15 protein-coding genes are annotated in these 16,239 nt (G+C 43.2%); 12 read left to right on the forward strand and 3 right to left on the reverse strand.

All coding sequences use genetic code 11. The features are described from left to right. The first annotated feature begins 139 nt into the window (after positions 1 to 139). The 10 genes from hemA (at position 140) to QHT84_RS01975 (ending at position 8,353) form a co-directional block, all read left to right on the forward strand. On the forward strand, positions 140 to 1,396 hold the full coding sequence (hemA, locus tag QHT84_RS01930; RefSeq protein WP_283237852.1) for a glutamyl-tRNA reductase: 1,257 nt from the start codon (positions 140 to 142) through the stop codon (positions 1,394 to 1,396). Position 1,397: 1 nt separating this feature from the next. Then, on the forward strand, positions 1,398 to 2,384 hold the full coding sequence (gene hemC, locus QHT84_RS01935; protein WP_283237853.1) for a hydroxymethylbilane synthase: 987 nt from the start codon (positions 1,398 to 1,400) through the stop codon (positions 2,382 to 2,384). Positions 2,385 to 2,450: 66 nt separating this feature from the next. Continuing rightward, positions 2,451 to 3,059: a uroporphyrinogen-III synthase gene (locus tag QHT84_RS01940; protein WP_321169566.1), complete on the forward strand. Its 609-nt coding sequence runs from the start codon at positions 2,451 to 2,453 to the stop codon at positions 3,057 to 3,059. Between the two features lie 30 nt (positions 3,060 to 3,089). Continuing rightward, positions 3,090 to 4,112 carry a uroporphyrinogen decarboxylase gene (hemE, locus tag QHT84_RS01945; protein WP_283237855.1) on the forward strand — a complete coding sequence of 341 codons (1,023 nt, stop codon included), beginning with the start codon at positions 3,090 to 3,092 and terminating at the stop codon, positions 4,110 to 4,112. A gap of 36 nt (positions 4,113 to 4,148) precedes the next feature. Further along, the gene (gene hemF / locus QHT84_RS01950) at positions 4,149 to 5,054 is read left to right on the forward strand and encodes an oxygen-dependent coproporphyrinogen oxidase (protein ID WP_283237856.1); all 906 of its coding nucleotides are present in this window, start codon (positions 4,149 to 4,151) and stop codon (positions 5,052 to 5,054) included. Positions 5,055 to 5,093: 39 nt separating this feature from the next. Next, entirely contained in the window at positions 5,094 to 5,456 is a 363-nt protein-coding gene (locus tag QHT84_RS01955; RefSeq protein ID WP_283237857.1) for a four helix bundle protein, read from the forward strand. 25 nt (positions 5,457 to 5,481) lie between these two features. Continuing rightward, positions 5,482 to 6,477, forward strand: a complete 996-nt coding sequence (gene hemB, locus QHT84_RS01960; RefSeq protein ID WP_283237858.1) for a porphobilinogen synthase — start codon at positions 5,482 to 5,484, stop codon at positions 6,475 to 6,477. 136 nt (positions 6,478 to 6,613) lie between these two features. After that, positions 6,614 to 6,988 carry a c-type cytochrome gene (locus QHT84_RS01965; protein ID WP_283237859.1) on the forward strand — a complete coding sequence of 125 codons (375 nt, stop codon included), beginning with the start codon at positions 6,614 to 6,616 and terminating at the stop codon, positions 6,986 to 6,988. 115 nt (positions 6,989 to 7,103) lie between these two features. After that, a complete protein-coding gene (locus tag QHT84_RS01970; protein ID WP_283237860.1) occupies positions 7,104 to 7,574 on the forward strand; it encodes a methylated-DNA--[protein]-cysteine S-methyltransferase in 471 nt (156 codons plus the stop codon). A 65-nt stretch (positions 7,575 to 7,639) separates the two neighbouring features. Beyond that, positions 7,640 to 8,353, forward strand: a complete 714-nt coding sequence (locus tag QHT84_RS01975; RefSeq protein WP_283237861.1) for a 3'-5' exonuclease — start codon at positions 7,640 to 7,642, stop codon at positions 8,351 to 8,353. A 46-nt stretch (positions 8,354 to 8,399) separates the two neighbouring features. Here the strand turns inward: QHT84_RS01975 and QHT84_RS01980 are convergent, their stop codons facing one another. Then, a complete protein-coding gene (locus tag QHT84_RS01980; RefSeq protein WP_283237862.1) occupies positions 8,400 to 11,339 on the reverse strand; it encodes a S8 family serine peptidase in 2,940 nt (979 codons plus the stop codon). A gap of 233 nt (positions 11,340 to 11,572) precedes the next feature. Here QHT84_RS01980 and QHT84_RS01985 point away from each other — a divergent pair, with 233 nt between their 5' ends. Then, positions 11,573 to 13,018: a nucleoside recognition domain-containing protein gene (locus QHT84_RS01985; RefSeq protein ID WP_283237863.1), complete on the forward strand. Its 1,446-nt coding sequence runs from the start codon at positions 11,573 to 11,575 to the stop codon at positions 13,016 to 13,018. Between the two features lie 82 nt (positions 13,019 to 13,100). Next, on the forward strand, positions 13,101 to 14,702 hold the full coding sequence (locus tag QHT84_RS01990; protein WP_283237864.1) for a fumarate hydratase: 1,602 nt from the start codon (positions 13,101 to 13,103) through the stop codon (positions 14,700 to 14,702). 162 nt (positions 14,703 to 14,864) lie between these two features. Here the strand turns inward: QHT84_RS01990 and QHT84_RS01995 are convergent, their stop codons facing one another. Beyond that, positions 14,865 to 15,524: a 3-oxoacid CoA-transferase subunit B gene (locus QHT84_RS01995; protein ID WP_283237865.1), complete on the reverse strand. Its 660-nt coding sequence runs from the start codon at positions 15,522 to 15,524 to the stop codon at positions 14,865 to 14,867. A 2-nt stretch (positions 15,525 to 15,526) separates the two neighbouring features. After that, positions 15,527 to 16,228, reverse strand: a complete 702-nt coding sequence (locus QHT84_RS02000) for a CoA transferase subunit A (protein WP_283237866.1) — start codon at positions 16,226 to 16,228, stop codon at positions 15,527 to 15,529. Positions 16,229 to 16,239: the final 11 nt, after the last annotated feature.

The following is a 16,239-nucleotide window of genomic DNA, read 5'->3' on the forward strand; positions in this document are numbered from 1 at the left end:
CTACAAATTTAAAAGAAATAACGATAAAAAGACAAATGACTTTAAAAATAACATTGAGCGACATAAAAAGTTCTTTTAGCGTTATTTTTATAAAATCGATAGCAATAACTTTGTTTCACTTTTAGGGAAAGAGCAATTTATGGAACACGGAAACATATCCAAGCATAGTACTTTTTACGCGGTTGGCTTAAGTTATAAAAAAGCCGATGCCGAAATGAGAGGGAAATTCAGCTTAGATGATAACGCCAAAAGTAACGTTTTAACACAAGCGCAAGCCGAAGGTATCGAAGCACTCATCGTGACATCAACGTGTAACCGTACTGAGATTTACGGTTTTGCCCAGCATCCCTTCCAACTCATCAAATTACTTTGCGAAAACAGTCAGGGTACCGTGGAAGATTTCCAAAAGGTAGCCTATGTGTATAAAAATCAAGAAGCCGTTTCCCATATGTTTCGCGTAGGGACCGGTTTAGACAGTCAGATTTTAGGCGATTTTGAAATCATCAGCCAAATCAAATCGGCCTTCGTGGAAAGCAAAAGTCGTCATTTGGTGAATGCTTTTATGGAGCGATTGGTGAATGCGGTGATTCAGGCCAGCAAGCGCATCAAGAATGAAACCGAGATTTCTTCAGGAGCCACTTCCGTTTCTTTTGCCGCTGTGCGTTACATTTTTAATAATGTGGAAGACATTGCCAATAAAAACATTTTGCTTTTCGGCACCGGAAAAATCGGTAGAAACACGTGTGAAAATTTGGTCAAACACACCAAACACGAGCAAATTACCTTAATCAATCGTACCAAAGACAAAGCCGAACGATTGGCCAGAAAGCTCGATGTAATTGTAAAAGATTATGTCGATTTGCAATTGGAAATCCAAAAAGCCGATGTGTTAGTGGTAGCAACCGGCGCGCAAAATCCAACCGTGGATAAAGCGATTTTGAATTTGAAAAAACCATTGTTGATTTTGGATTTGTCCATCCCGAAAAATGTGAACGAAAATGTTCAGGGAGTAGAAGGCGTCACCTTAGTACACATGGACCATTTATCGCAAATGACTGATGAAACTTTGGAAAACCGCAAGAAACATATTCCGGCAGCTGAAGCTATTATCGAGGAAATTAAAGACGAGTTCATTGCTTGGACCAAACAACGCAAATTTGCTCCAACCATTCACGCCTTAAAAGAAAAACTCAACTCTATTAAAGAAGGAGAGCTCAACGTACAACGTAAAAAACTGGCCAACTTCGACGAAGAACAAGCCGAGTTAATCAGCGCTCGTATCATCCAAAAAATTACCAACCATTTTGCCAATCATTTAAAAGATGACAACACCATGGTGGACGAAAGCATTGAATGGATTGAGAAAATTTTTCAGATAGAAACCACTTCTAAATAAGATGGCCAAAACAATCAGAATAGGTACGCGCGACAGCGAACTCGCCCTTTGGCAAGCCCACACCGTTCAAAAAAAGCTCAACGATTTAGGCTATACAACCGAAATAGTTGCGGTGAAATCGCAAGGCGATATCCTTTTAGACAAACCGCTATACGAACTCGGCATTACCGGTATTTTTACCAAAACTTTAGACATTGCCATGATTAACGGGCAAGTGGATATAGCTGTACATTCCATGAAAGATGTACCAACAGCTTTGCCTACCGGAATCGTACAAGCGGCAGTTTTAGAAAGAGCCAATGTGTTGGATATTTTAGTCCACAAAGGCAATATCGATTTTTTAAATGAAAAAGCCACTGTTGCTACCGGAAGTTTACGCCGACAAGCCCAATGGCTCAACAAATACCCGAATCATACCGTGGTGGATTTACGAGGAAACGTGAATACCCGAATGCAAAAGTTACAGGATAACGATTGGAGCGGAGCCGTATTCGCCGCTGCAGGTTTAGAGCGATTAAGCCTCACCCCAGCCCTCTCCAAAGGAGAGGGAGCAAAATCATTCCAAATAAAAAGCCCCTCTTTTGGAGGGGTTGGGGAGGCTTTGGATTGGATGATTCCGGCGCCGGCACAGGGTGCTATGGTAGTGGTAGCCATGGGCAACGACGATTTTACCGTAGACGCCGTTTCGCAATTGAACGATATTGAAACCGAAATTTGTACGTACATCGAAAGACAGTTTTTAAGAACCTTGGAAGGCGGTTGTACAGCGCCTATCGGAGCTTTGGCGAAATACAATCCGCACGATGACACGATTGAGTTTCACGGATGCTTACTTTCGTTAGACGGCCAACAAAAATTTGAAATCATCAAAGCCGTGGATATATCCGAATGGAAAAAGCTGGGGTTCTATGCCGCCAAAGAAGTACTCGACAATGGTGGAAGCAAATTGATGGCGGAAATCAAAAAACAGCTCAAACCGAAAGTCTGAAGGATGGAAACTCAAATTCGCATATTGTCAACTAAGAAGCTTTCGGATAACCAAAAGCAGCTGCTGTTGAGTGCGAATTTTTCTGTCGATGAGGCCGATTTTATTCATATAGTCAGTAAGCCTTTCCATCTGGAAAACACCAATGACTATTTGATTTTTACCAGTCAGAATGCAGTAGAAAGCCTATTGGAAAATGAAAAAGTCACCGAACTTAAAACTAAAAAATGTTTTTGTGTAGGCGAAAAGACAAAGGCTTTATTGGAAGCTAACGACTTTGATGTCATAGCCAGTACGGATTACGCTTCAGAATTGGCTTCGATTATTTGCAACCAATACGGCAAAAGTAGTTTTACGTTCTTTTGCGGGAATCTGAGACGAGATATTTTACCCGATTCTTTGCGCTTGGCCGGTATAACCTTCGAAGAAGTGGAAGTGTATGAAACCCAATTAACGCCGCACAAAGCCGCAGCCGATTTGAATGCGATTTTATTCTTCAGTCCGTCCGGGGTACTAAGTTTTTTGAAAGAAAACAGGTTGCAAGATGAGGTTTGTTTTTGTATCGGAAACACCACCGCCAAAGCGTTGAGAGGAATTACTAAAAAAGTGGTGACCGCCAATCAGCCTACCATGGAAAGTACGATTGTAAAAAGTATAGAATTTTTTAATAAAATATAATTTGGCCAAAGCCAAAAGCAAACAACCATTATGATTAAAAACGATTTATTCCTTCGCGCCTTAAACAATGAAAAGGTAGAACGTCCGCCGGTATGGATGATGCGACAAGCCGGAAGGTATTTACCCGAATTCAGAGCATTACGCGACAAATACGATTTCTTTACCCGTTGTGAAACCCCGGAATTAGCCGCCGAAATCACGGTGCAACCCATCCGAATTGTCAAACCGGATGCCGCGATTTTGTTCTCGGATATTTTGGTGGTACCCAGAGCGATGGGAATTCACGTGGAATTGAAAGACAATTTGGGACCGATTATCCCGAATCCGATTCGTACGATGGAACAAGTCAATCAGGTTTTTGTGCCGAATATTCATGAAACCCTAGGTTACGTAATGGATGCCGTAAAACTCACCAAAGAAATGCTGAACGACGAAGTGCCTTTAATTGGTTTCGCCGGTTCACCATGGACGATTTTTTGTTACGCGGTAGAAGGCAAAGGCTCTAAAAGTTTCGACACCGCTAAAGGATTTTGTTTCTCCAATCCGGTCGCAGCGCACACGTTGTTGCAAAAAATCACCGATACCACCATTTTATACTTAAAAGAAAAAGTAAAAGCCGGTTGTAATGCCGTTCAAATATTTGATTCTTGGGGCGGTATGTTGTCTCCGGAAGACTATAAAGAATTCTCCTGGCCATACATCAACCAAATCGTAGAAGCCTTGGTCGAAGACACCAAAGTCATCGTATTCGGAAAAGGCTGTTGGTTTGCGCTCAATGATATGGCCAAATCCAAAGCATCAGCCTTAGGCGTTGATTGGACTTGTTCGCCAAGAAATGCCCGTTATTTAAGCGGCGGCAAAATCACGTTGCAAGGTAATTTCGACCCAAGCCGATTATTATCTCCAATTCCAACCATCAAAAAAATGGTGCATCAAATGATAGACGAATTCGGCAAAGACAATTACATCGTAAACTTAGGCCACGGTATTTTACCCAACATTCCGGTAGACCACGCCAAGGCGTTTGTAGAAGCAGTGAAAGAATATAAATAGCTGTAAGCTGACAGCTTTTAGCTAAAAGCTAACAAAATGAAAGACAAATTCTACCCCTACATCCAAAACCTTCAAGACCAAATCTGCGCTGCTTTGGAAGCCGTTGACGGTGTAGCGAAATTCCGCGAAGACCTATGGCAACGAGCTGAAGGCGGCGGTGGCAGAACACGTGTGATTGAAAATGGAGACGTTTTCGAAAAAGGCGGCGTTAACATTTCAGCGGTTCACGGCAAATTGCCCGATACGATGCGCCAACTGTTCGGCGTAGGCGAAGCCGATTTTTTCGCCTGCGGATTGAGCTTGGTTATTCACCCGAAAAATCCAATGGTGCCGACTGTGCATGCCAATTGGCGGTATTTTGAAATGTATGATGATAACGGCAACGTAATCAATTCCTGGTTTGGTGGCGGACAGGATTTAACGCCGTACTACCTGTTTGAAGAAGATGCGAAACATTTTCACCAAACCTGCAAAACCGCTTGCGACAAGCATAACGCCGAGTTTTATCCGAAATACAAAAAACAATGCGATGCCTATTTCTGGAACGCTCATAGAAACGAAGCCCGTGGTATCGGCGGTTTGTTCTTCGATTACTGCAAAGCCACAGAAACAATGAGTATGCAAGATTGGTATAATTTCGTAACCGAAGTCGGCAACAGTTTCTGTGAAGCCTATGTACCGATTGTGGAAAGAAGAAAAGCCTTGCCATACACCGAAGCCCAACGCAACTGGCAGGAAATCCGCCGCGGGCGTTATGTCGAGTTCAATTTGGTACACGACAAAGGCACGTTATTCGGCCTAAAAACCAACGGTCGCATCGAATCGATTTTGATGAGTTTACCACCACACGTGCAATGGGTGTACGATCATCATCCGGCAGCCGGCAGCGAAGAAGAGAAATTAATTAAGATACTAACAAACCCTATCGATTGGGTAATTTAGCTGTCAGCTTTTAGCTATTAGCCATCAGATGTAAATGAGATGAGAGATTATAAAAAATTTTCAGTTTGGGAGAAATCACATCAGCTAACTTTAGATATTTACAAAGTGCTGCCAACTTTTCCGAAAGATGAAATGTTTGGTTTGACTAGTCAAATCAAGAGATCTTCATCATCTATTCCAACTAATATTGCAGAAGGTTGCGGCAGAAGTTCTGATAAAGATTTTTGTCGATTTCTTTACATTTCGTTCGGTTCAGCCAATGAATTAGAATATCAAATATTTTTGAGTATCGAATTAAATTTCCTGGAAAAAGAGCAAGGCCAAATCTTTTTGAAACAAATAGAAGAAGTTAAAAAAATGCTCAACGGATTAATAATAAAATTAAATAACGCTGAAAGCTAATCGCTAACAGCTAAAAGCTAAAGATATGTTCCCATTACAAAGAGGTCGTCGTTTAAGAATCAACGAATCCATAAGAAGTTTAGTCCGCGAAACTACTTTAAGTCCGGCCGACTTCATGTTTCCCATGTTCATCGCCGAAGGCGAAAACTACCAATCCGAAATTCCATCCATGCCGGGTATTTTCCGTCGTTCGTTGGATTTGACCGTAGCAGAAGTCAAAGAATTATTCGCTTTAGGCATTCGCGCCGTGAATATTTATGTCAAAGTCGACGAAAGTTTAAAAGACAACACCGGTAAAGAAGCTTGGAATCCCAACGGACTGATGCAACGCGCTATTCGCGACATCAAAGCGGCTTGTCCGGAAATGATTGTCATGCCCGATGTAGCTTTAGATCCGTATTCCATTTACGGTCACGACGGGATCATCGAAAACGGCGATGTGGCCAACGATGCCACCAACGACGCTTTAGTCAAAATGGCGGTTTCCCACGCCCAAGCCGGAGCCGATTTTGTAGCACCCAGCGACATGATGGACGGGAGAGTTTTAAGATTACGCCAAGGGTTAGATGCTGCAGGTTTTCAAAATGTAGGCATCATGAGTTATTCGGCCAAATATGCTTCTGCTTTTTACGGACCGTTCCGCGATGCGTTGGACAGTGCGCCGAGAGAAGCCGATGTAGTCGTGCCGAAAGACAAAAAGACGTACCAAATGGACTACGCCAACCGCATCGAAGCCGTAAAAGAAGCCTTGATGGATGTGGAAGAAGGCGCCGATATGGTCATGGTAAAACCCGGAATCGCGTACTTGGATATTGTTCGCGAAGTCAAAAACGCGGTCAATGTTCCCGTAACGGTGTTCCATGTTTCGGGCGAGTACGCCATGATCAAAGCCGCTGCCGAAAGAGGTTGGCTCGACCACGACAAAATCATGATGGAGCAGTTAATGTGTATCAAACGCGCCGGCGCCAGCTTGATTTCGACGTATTTTGCCAAAGAAGCCGCGATTTTATTGAATCAATAATTGTCATCCTGAGCTTGCCGAAGGAAGGAGCGAAGGGCTCGGGATTTATCGGTTATCCTTATTCCCGCTTTACGCGCTACACGGTAGCCAGCTTCAATCGGGGCTAATTAGGATTTGTATTGCATTTTTGTACACTATGAAAAAGATTTTTTTACTATTATTTGTCATCACTTTCGCTTCTTGTAAAAAGGAAGCTGAAGATAATTTCGGTCAACCCAAAACCGACGAAACTGCAGTAGCCGTTTCCGGAGAAGAACTGTTTTCCGGCAAAGGCACTTGCACGGCTTGTCATTTGCCCGATCAAAAAGTCATCGGGCCAAGTATCGCTGAAATTGCCAAAATCTACAAAGAAAAAAACGGCAGCATCGTAGCCTTCCTCAAAGAAGAAGCCGAACCGATAGTCGATCCAAGTCAGTACGAAACCATGAAAACCAATTTCGCCATTACCAAACAAATGAGCGATGCGGAATTAAAAGCTTTGGAAGAGTACATTCTAAGTTTTTCGAAATAGTGTCTCTTGTCATTCCGAATGGAATGAGGAATCACATAACGGTTTTTGTTTTTGAAGTGTGATTTCTCCTTCGTCGAAATGACAATTTTGAGTGTTTATTTGCTACCTTTAACTCATGGAAACTGCTTTTATAGAATCGCCTTTAGGAATCACCAAAATTGTAGGCGACGCCAACGGTATTGCTGAAATATCAGTATTGAGTGAAGGCAAGAAAACCGCTAAAATTCCGGAAAGCCTCAAGGAATGTGTTTCCCAACTCCAAGAATATTTTAGGGGTGAACGAAAGGAATTCGATTTCAAAATCAATCCGCAAGGGACCGAATTCCAGCAAAAAGTTTGGCAGGAATTGTTGAACATTCCGTTTGGTAAAACCCTATCGTATCTCGATTTGTCCAAAAAGTTAGGTGATGTCAAGGCCATTCGAGCCGTCGCTTCCGCCAATGGTAAAAACCCGTTGTGGATAGTCGTTCCCTGTCATCGCGTTATTGGTAACGATGGTTCGTTAACCGGTTATGCCGGTGGTTTATGGCGCAAGAAATGGTTGTTGGAACACGAAAATCCATCACCTCAACAATCACTTTTTTAGCTATTTTTCTTTCATATTTAAAATAATTCCGTACTTTTAAATCAGTTATTTCTTAATTATTTGTTATGATTGAAAAAATTCCGCTCAATAATATATTGTTCCTCGACATCGAAACCGTTCCGGAAGAAGACAACTTCAACGCGTTAGACGAGGAGATGAAACTCCTTTGGGAGCAAAAAACCCAATATCAAAGACGCGACGAATACACCCCCGAAGATTTTTACGAACGCGCCGGGATTTGGGCTGAGTTTGGTAAGATCGTTTGTATTTCCGTAGGCTATTTTGCCAATAAAAATGATATTCGAAATTTTAGGGTAACTTCCTTTTTCGGGGAAGAAAAAAAGATTTTAAAAGATTTCGCCAATTTGTTGGACACGCATTTCAACGGAGCGCAACATGTATTGTGTGGACACAATGCCAAAGAATTCGACTTTCCGTTCATTGCCCGCCGCATGATCATCAACCAAGTTGCCATTCCGAATAAACTCAATCTATTCGGAAAAAAACCTTGGGAAATACCTCATTTAGACACTTTGGAATTATGGAAGTTTGGCGATTATAAGCATTTTACGTCTTTAAAATTATTGACCAAAATTTTAGGTATTCCTTCGCCCAAAGGCGACATTGACGGCAGTCAAGTAGCCCATGTTTTTTATGTTGAAAAAGACATAGACCGTATTGTAACCTATTGTGAAAAAGACGTTATCGCCGTGGCACAAATCTTTTTGCGATTGCGCCGTGAAGATTTATTAGTTGAAGACGAGATTTTACACGTATAAAAAAAGAGGTCGCCATGACCTCTTTTTTTGAATCTATATATTAGGATTAGTTTCTCTTTAAAACAATCTTCTTGGTAATACTATTTTGTTCATTGGCAATAGTCACCAAATAAACACCATCTTGTAAATGTGCCATATCCAACAAGGTATTCATTTGTTGGGTTGCCGTATACATCACTTTTCTTCCCTGCAAATCATACAAGGTAATATCGGCCGTATCAGACAAAGCCGGGATTGTGATGGTAATACCGCCTTTTGTAGGATTAGGGTAAACGCGGCAATACATAAACGGATTGTCCGCAACCGATAGCGCTGCTTCCACCCGACATAAATCGATACTGAAATTATTGATGGAACCACCGTCTTCGTTATACGGATCTACTACTCTCAAAATCCATTCTCCATCAGCAGGTAAGGTATTCAGAACGCTTAATGGACTTACCGGAGCAATATTTCCTGAAATGGCAGGAACTCCCGAACAAGCCGGTGCACCTCCGTCATCATCCATCGTACAATTAATATTTTGATTGTCGCCACAAGCTTCTTGCAACAACGTAATGACCGGGCTTCCGATAGCGGCCGGACCTTCCAAGGTAATCGTCATGTCTTGTACCCAAGTATGGGTAATGTCTATATTCACATTTATGTCTCCAATGGTATATCCTCCCGTGATGGTGAGCGGAACCCAGGCTTCTGAATTCGGAACATCGGCTATAGCCGCACTCGAATAATCTTCCGCAGCAAAGTTTAGATCACACACCAAATTACCGGTAGCAAAGTTAAATACAGGCGCATTAGCCGTAATAGCTGTACCACAGTTATTTTGAGGGATAACTCTCCAATAATATCGTGTGGCTTCGGATAACCCTTGAACAGTATATTCGTTATTGTTCACGATTTCATTAAAAGCCAAACTGGAAAAATTAGGGAATTCAGAGATTTGAATATTGTAGGTTAAGGCGTTAGGTTGTGCCTGCCAATTTAAATAAGCAGTGGTCGACAGACCGTTTTGTCCATTGGTAGGGTTTTGTAAAACAACCGGTTGAAAAGTGCCATTAAATATACGTAAGGATTTGTATCGGGTTTCCGTCTCCGTACCGTTAGAGCCCATGATACCAACAAAATATTCTCCCGGACTAACATTTGACAACCCGGATACAGTCATCGTAACGGTTCCGTTAGTACTCAACGATGCCGGGGCAAATGTAGCTGAAGCACCATTTGGTAAACCAACAGCCGAAAATGTAGTAGTGCCCGAGCCTATTTGAGAGTAATTAAACGTGTAAACGGCATTTTGATTAGCACAAACCGTGACATCAGCTGAGTTGGAATTGAGTGCGAAAGTTGAATTAATCCCTGTGATAACCAGTGAGAATTTCTGGGCACCGGTTACTAAGGCTCCTTTATGGGTCACCGTAATGGTATACTGACCGGCCGTTGGGGCATCAATTTTGACTTGTTCAACATTATCAACGTTGTTATCTTCGGTTCTGATAGCCGGCGCACCAGGGTCAGCGGTTAATTTCCAAGGGAAATAGTTAGTCGTATTTCTGGTAACTCGGATGTCTAAATCATTAACCAAAGCAGCCATTGGGTCATTAGGAGCTAAACCACCGGTATTGATTGGTCCGGGCAAATCCGTCCATGTGATGGAGGCCATTAACGGAGTTGTCCCATTCGAATTGACCGTGATGGAGTAGGTTTGTCCATTGTTTAAGTTTTCTTCTGAAACCCATGACGTAAGACCATTATTGGTAAGGGTTTCGGCCGCTTTTTTACAGTTTAATAATCCCCATCCGTAAACGGCATCAGGTCCGGTTAATCCGCCATCATCAGCGGTATGACAGGCTAATCCTTTTAAAGTAGCGGCACGCATAAAACCATTCGTAAGATTTTTATAATGCTGTTGTAATAAAATTAAGCTTCCGGCCACATTGGGGGAAGCCATAGAAGTCCCGGATAAGGCCGCTGTGGCCGTATTGGAAGAACTTGCTGTTGAAGTCAAATTGGTTCCGTTCCCGGTAATGTCCGGTTTTACTCTTAAATCATCTGTTGGTCCTTGACTGCTGGAAGAATTAATTGCGATTCCGCCAGTGATGGTTCCGTCATTAGCCACAGTTACGTCCAAACAATTGGCTACCACTAAATTATTTTTAGCGGTTTTGTTCCCTACTAATTTGTCAAACCCAAAAGCAAGAGGCTCCGGGTTGTTATTATTGCCCCCGTCGTTACCAGCCGACATGACCGCCAAATAATAGGGCGCTTCGTAGGCTGCATCATCCCATTCGTAAGCGTTATAGGTATATGAACCAATGTACCAAGCAGGTAACGTGGTTCCTGAATTGGTAATCGGAGTTCCGTAGGAATGATTAGAGACCAGCATTCCCTGTTGGGCTTCTGATATAGCTTCCGCCAAATCGCTGTTCCAATCAAATGTTCGGGCAGTCGCTTGGGAGGCCATTCCTTTTACCGCTGCCGGATTGGCACTGGCCACCATGGTACCGGTTACGTGAGTAGCGTGTAAAATAACATTTGTGCTTGTGGCATCTACGGCGGTAACCCGGCCCCCAAAGGCATTGTGCGTCGTTCGCACATTGCCACCATCCCACACTCTAACCGTCATTCCTTGACCATCGAGAGACAATCCCAAGGAGCCACCTGAGTTTAAATGATTGGTTCGGGTCGAACGGGCAGCACTAACGTTATCAGTTGTGTAATACAGGGGTAATCCTTCCGGAGTTAATGCCATCAATTCGCTGATACCACCGTCCGGTTTCTCAATCAATAACGGCCAGCCTTTAGCAAGGGCTAATCCTATTGCTTTTTCTTTTTCCAAACGACTTTTACGCTCGTAATATGTCGCTTTTTCTTGTAGTTTTTTAAAATCGTATTGCGCGGTAATTTGTTGAATTTCTTCTTTGCTTTGCGCTGAGACAATCGGGCTTAATAGGAAAGCAAAAAAGGACAAAAAGTAAATATTTTTCATTTGTAATATAGAAGAAAAAAGAGTTTGTTGTTAGAGGCAACAAATATATAAATCTTACCGAAACAACTCGATTTTGTTGGGAAATATTCATCTTTTTTTATAATATGTTTAATTCTTGTCAAAGAAAAAAGACAAATATCAAATCATTTGAATTTAAAATACTTTCACAGGAATCCTTTTAAAATTATTTCTGTCCGAATTTGATAAATAGTATATTTACAAAAAATCAAATTATGGTGCTCAGTCGATTTTGGTTGGCAATTTTTGTTTGCTCACTGGCTTTTGTAGTTTTCAGTCTTTTTTCGGGGGATAGTTATTCTATAGACTATGTCCTCAACGGAAAAAAAGACGATCCGATTCTAATCTCCGAAAAATATATAAACGAACTACCGCAGTTTATTCAGGACAGCATTCAAAAAAGTGAAGAAAAAAGTTTCGTCATCAACCGCGATACCACCAATCTCGACACGACCTACGTGTTTAAAAACAAAACCGTTAAAATATTCAGCGGTGTTCAAAAATCAGATGGCTTGTTGCCTACGTGTAAGAATACTTTAATGGATATTATCCTGCCGTTGATTGCCTATTTAGCCTTCTTTTGCGGCTTAATGGAATTGCTTATCGTATCGGGAGCTTCCGAGAAAATTGCCCGACGATTGAGTCCCGTTTTTGCCAAAGTCTTTCCTTCGGTACCCAAAAACCATGAGTCTATTTCCTATATGACGTTGAACTTTGCGGCTAATTTCCTCGGACTGGATTCGGCGGCTACACCATTCGGACTCAAAGCGATGCAATCCCTACAGGAAATAAATCCCGATAAAGACAAAGCCAGTGACGCCCAAATCATGTTCATGTGTTTACATGCCGCGGGACTCACCTTGATTCCAACATCCATCATTGGGTACCGTGCGGCACAAAACGCTGCCAATCCGGCTGATGTAATGCTGCCGTGTATTATCACTTCATTCATAGGAACCATTGCCGCTTTACTCATTGTGGGCATCCGTCAACGCATCAATTTTTTCAGCGCCACCTTGTTGGTGGCCATCATGTCGGTGATTGCCGCCATAGTCGGATTGTTGTTTTACATCAACACCCTGGACTTAGTAGGTAAAAATTATTTCACCGCCAATCTTTCCGGGTTAATGCTGGTGGCTATTATTGGTGCTACACTAATTTTTTCTTTCCGTCATGAAAAGAAATTCACCGATTTAGGCACCACCATCTTCGATACGTTTGTGGAAGGCTGTAAAAACGGAATCCAAACCGGTGTCAAAATCTTTCCTTATGTGATGGTGATGTTGGTGGCTATTTCGTTTTTCCGAAACAGCGGCTTGTTCGAAATGATTAGCAACGGCATTTCCTTTGCGTTTTCTAATATTGGGGTGAGCAAACAAATCACCGATTCGTTACCGGTAGCCATGTTGCGTCCTTTCAGCTCCGGCGGTTCGCGAGGCTTTATGATTGACGCCATGCAAAATTTCGGTCCCGATTCGTTTACCGGAAGATTGGTTTGTATTTTCCAATGTAGCGCCGAAACCACTTTTTATGTGATTGCCGTGTATTTCGGTTCAGTCAATATTAAAAATACCCGCTACACGTTAGCGACCATGCTTTTGGTAGATTTGATTTGTGTGATTACCGCTATTTTTGTGGCGAGTTGGTTTTTTATAAAGTAGTTTGTATACATCAATTTAGCCATTAATTCGTTTCAACAGTCGGCTACTTTTCCTAACTTTACCAAGTAAAAATAACACCAAAATGGACTTTATATACCAAGATCCGTATCCCATTCTCAAAGACGATACGACCTACAAAAAAATCACTTCCGATTACGTAAAAACTGAAAAATTAGGCGACCGAGAAATTCTTTCCGTTGACCCGAAAGGCTTGGAACTCCTGGCTCAAGAAGCCATGATTGATGTGTCCTTTATGTTGCGAACAACGCATTTGCAAAAACTGCAAAACATTTTAAATGATCCCGAAGCGACCGATAACGACCGTTTCGTAGCCTACAATTTATTGCAAAATGCCGCGGTGGCTGTGGGAGGCGAATTGCCTTCGTGCCAAGATACCGGAACCGCCATTGTCATGGCCAAAAAAGGCGAAAATGTCTACACCGGTGTTGATGATGCCGAATGGCTTTCCAAAGGAATTTTCAATTCCTACCAAATGAAAAACTTACGCTACTCGCAAATCGTCCCGATTTCGATGTTTGAAGAAAAGAACTCGGGTTCCAACCTTCCGGCACAGATTGACATTTATGCCAAAAAAGGAAACAGTTACGAGTTTTTATTTTTGGCCAAAGGCGGCGGAAGCGCCAACAAAACCTTTTTGTACCAAAAAACCAAATCGTTACTCAACGAAAAATCCTTAGACGAATTCATCCGCGAAAAAATAAAAGACTTGGGCACGTCAGCCTGTCCGCCCTATCACTTGGCGTTAGTCATAGGCGGAACTTCGGCCGAAGCGAATTTGGCCGCTGTGAAAAAAGCGTCTGCCGGGTATTACGATAATTTACCGACCTCCGGAAACATGGCCGGTCAAGCGTTCCGCGATTTGGAATGGGAGCAAAGAGTATTGCAAATCTGCCAGGAAAGCGCCATCGGTGCCCAATTTGGCGGTAAATATTTTGCCCACGATGTCCGCGTGATTCGTTTGCCGCGTCACGCCGCTTCGTGCCCGGTGGGTTTGGGCGTGTCGTGTTCGGCCGACCGAAATATCAAAGCCAAAATTACTAAAGACGGTATCTTTTTAGAGCAATTGGAAACGAATCCGCAACAGTTTTTACCGGCTACGCCACCGCATCTGGAAGCACCGGTGGAAATCGACTTAAACCGACCGATGTCCGAAATTTTAGCCGAGCTCACCAAGTATCCTATCAAAACCCGATTAAAGTTAAACGGAACCGTCATTGTAGCGCGCGATATCGCTCATGCCAAAATCAAAGAATTGTTGGATGCCGGCAAATCAATGCCGGACTATTTCAAAAACCATCCGGTATATTACGCCGGTCCGGCCAAAACGCCGGAAGGTATGCCGTCGGGTAGTTTCGGACCCACTACAGCGGGCCGAATGGATGTATATGTCGATGAATTCCAAAGCCACGGCGGCAGTATGATCATGTTGGCCAAAGGCAATCGCAGCAGGGACGTGATGAACGCCTGTCAAAAGTACGGCGGATTCTATTTGGGATCCATCGGCGGACCGGCCGCTATATTGGCCAAAGAAAACATCCTCAGCGTCGAAGTGGTCGATTTCGAAGAACTCGGCATGGAAGCCGTGCGCAAAATCACCGTGAAAGATTTCCCGGCCTTCATCATCACCGACGACAAAGGCAACGATTTTTTTGCCAACTTATAAAAAACCAAAAGCCCGCTAAACAGCGGGCTTTTTTGTGTTATTTTTTGAGCGTGTCCCGCTAAAAGCGGGTCGGGTTGTTCGTTCTATCTTTTGTTTTGTCCTTCGACAGGCTCAGGATGACAAAAAAAAGGATGCCGCTGCCGCCCCTCACGCAGCAGTCGACTAATTAATTACCATTTCCGGAATATCGCCTTCAATGATTAATTCGGCTTCTGTAGAAGCGATAATGTGTTCCACCGAAACACCCGGCGCGCGCTCCAAGAGTTTGAATCCTTTTGGGGTTACTTCCAACACCGCCAATTCGGTCACTACTTTTTTCACACAGCCTACACCGGTAAGCGGTAAGGTACAGCGTTTTAAAATTTTGCTTTCCCCTGCTTTGTTCACGTGCATCATGGCCACAATGATATTTTCAGCCGAAGCCACTAAATCCATAGCACCGCCCATGCCTTTCACCATTTTCCCCGGAATTTTCCAGTTGGCAATGTCGCCGTTTTCGGCTACTTCCATAGCGCCTAAAATGGTCAAATCCACTTTTTGAGCGCGAATCATCCCAAAGCTGAACGCGGAGTCGAAGAAACTCGCTCCGGGTAACGTGGTAATGGTTTGCTTTCCGGCATTGATGACATCGGCATCTTCTTCGCCTTCATACGGAAACGGACCCATACCTAACACGCCGTTTTCAGATTGAAACTCCACTGAAATGTCTGTTCGCACATAATTCGCCACTAGGGTTGGGATTCCTATGCCAAGGTTTACAAAGTATTTGTCTTTGACTTCTTGGGCTATTCTTTTTGCGATATCGTTTTTATCTAAAGCCATGATTAGTCTCTTTTGCGGGTTGTACGTTGCTCAATTCTTTTTTCAAATTTTTCGCCTTGGAAGATGCGTTGCACCATGATGCCCGGGATGTGAATTTGATTCGGGTCGAGCGAGCCTACCGGAACCAATTCTTCTACTTCGGCAATGGTGATTTTCGCGGCACCGGCCATCGGCGCGTTAAAGTTACGAGCCGTTCCTTTAAAAATCAGGTTGCCGGCTTCGTCGCCTTTCCAAGCTTTCACAATGGAAAAATCGGCTTTGTAGGCCAATTCCATAATGTGCATTTTGCCATTGAATTCGCGTACTTCTTTACCTTCGGCCACTTCGGTTCCGTAACCGGCCGGAGTGAAAAACGCCGGAATTCCGGCTTGCGCCGCACGGCATTTTTCGGCTAATGTCCCTTGTGGTGTGAGCTCTACTTCCAATTCGCCCGATAACATTTGGCGTTCGAATTCGGCATTTTCCCCTACGTAGGATGAAATCATTTTTTTGATTTGACGTTTTTGGAGCAACAAGCCCAAACCAAAATCATCGACACCCGCGTTGTTGGAAATACAAGTTAAATTCGTAGTGCCTTTGCGTACCAGTTCGGCGATGCTGTTTTCGGGAATACCACAAAGACCAAAGCCACCGAGCATGATGGTCATGCCGTCTTCAATACCCTGCAGTGCTTCGTGTACCGTGTTTACTTTTTTATTAATCATGATGGATTCGT

It is taken from the genome of Flavobacterium sedimenticola (assembly GCF_030053345.1).
Lineage (GTDB): Bacteria > Bacteroidota > Bacteroidia > Flavobacteriales > Flavobacteriaceae > Flavobacterium > Flavobacterium sedimenticola.

What these genes read in the sequence shown, in the direction of transcription:
- hemC (WP_283237853.1), top strand. Translation starts at nt 1,398, where the DNA reads ATGGCCAAAACAATCAGAATAGGTACGCGCGACAGCGAACTCGCCCTT.
- QHT84_RS01955 (WP_283237857.1), top strand. Translation starts at nt 5,094, where the DNA reads ATGAGAGATTATAAAAAATTTTCAGTTTGGGAGAAATCACATCAGCTA.
- QHT84_RS01995 (WP_283237865.1), bottom strand. Translation starts at nt 15,524, where the DNA reads ATGGCTTTAGATAAAAACGATATCGCAAAAAGAATAGCCCAAGAAGTC.
- QHT84_RS01980 (WP_283237862.1), bottom strand. Translation starts at nt 11,339, where the DNA reads ATGAAAAATATTTACTTTTTGTCCTTTTTTGCTTTCCTATTAAGCCCG.
- QHT84_RS01985 (WP_283237863.1), top strand. Translation starts at nt 11,573, where the DNA reads ATGGTGCTCAGTCGATTTTGGTTGGCAATTTTTGTTTGCTCACTGGCT.
- hemB (WP_283237858.1), top strand. Translation starts at nt 5,482, where the DNA reads ATGTTCCCATTACAAAGAGGTCGTCGTTTAAGAATCAACGAATCCATA.
- hemA (WP_283237852.1), top strand. Translation starts at nt 140, where the DNA reads ATGGAACACGGAAACATATCCAAGCATAGTACTTTTTACGCGGTTGGC.
- QHT84_RS01970 (WP_283237860.1), top strand. Translation starts at nt 7,104, where the DNA reads ATGGAAACTGCTTTTATAGAATCGCCTTTAGGAATCACCAAAATTGTA.
- QHT84_RS01990 (WP_283237864.1), top strand. Translation starts at nt 13,101, where the DNA reads ATGGACTTTATATACCAAGATCCGTATCCCATTCTCAAAGACGATACG.
- QHT84_RS01965 (WP_283237859.1), top strand. Translation starts at nt 6,614, where the DNA reads ATGAAAAAGATTTTTTTACTATTATTTGTCATCACTTTCGCTTCTTGT.
- hemF (WP_283237856.1), top strand. Translation starts at nt 4,149, where the DNA reads ATGAAAGACAAATTCTACCCCTACATCCAAAACCTTCAAGACCAAATC.
- QHT84_RS01975 (WP_283237861.1), top strand. Translation starts at nt 7,640, where the DNA reads ATGATTGAAAAAATTCCGCTCAATAATATATTGTTCCTCGACATCGAA.
- QHT84_RS02000 (WP_283237866.1), bottom strand. Translation starts at nt 16,228, where the DNA reads ATGATTAATAAAAAAGTAAACACGGTACACGAAGCACTGCAGGGTATT.
- hemE (WP_283237855.1), top strand. Translation starts at nt 3,090, where the DNA reads ATGATTAAAAACGATTTATTCCTTCGCGCCTTAAACAATGAAAAGGTA.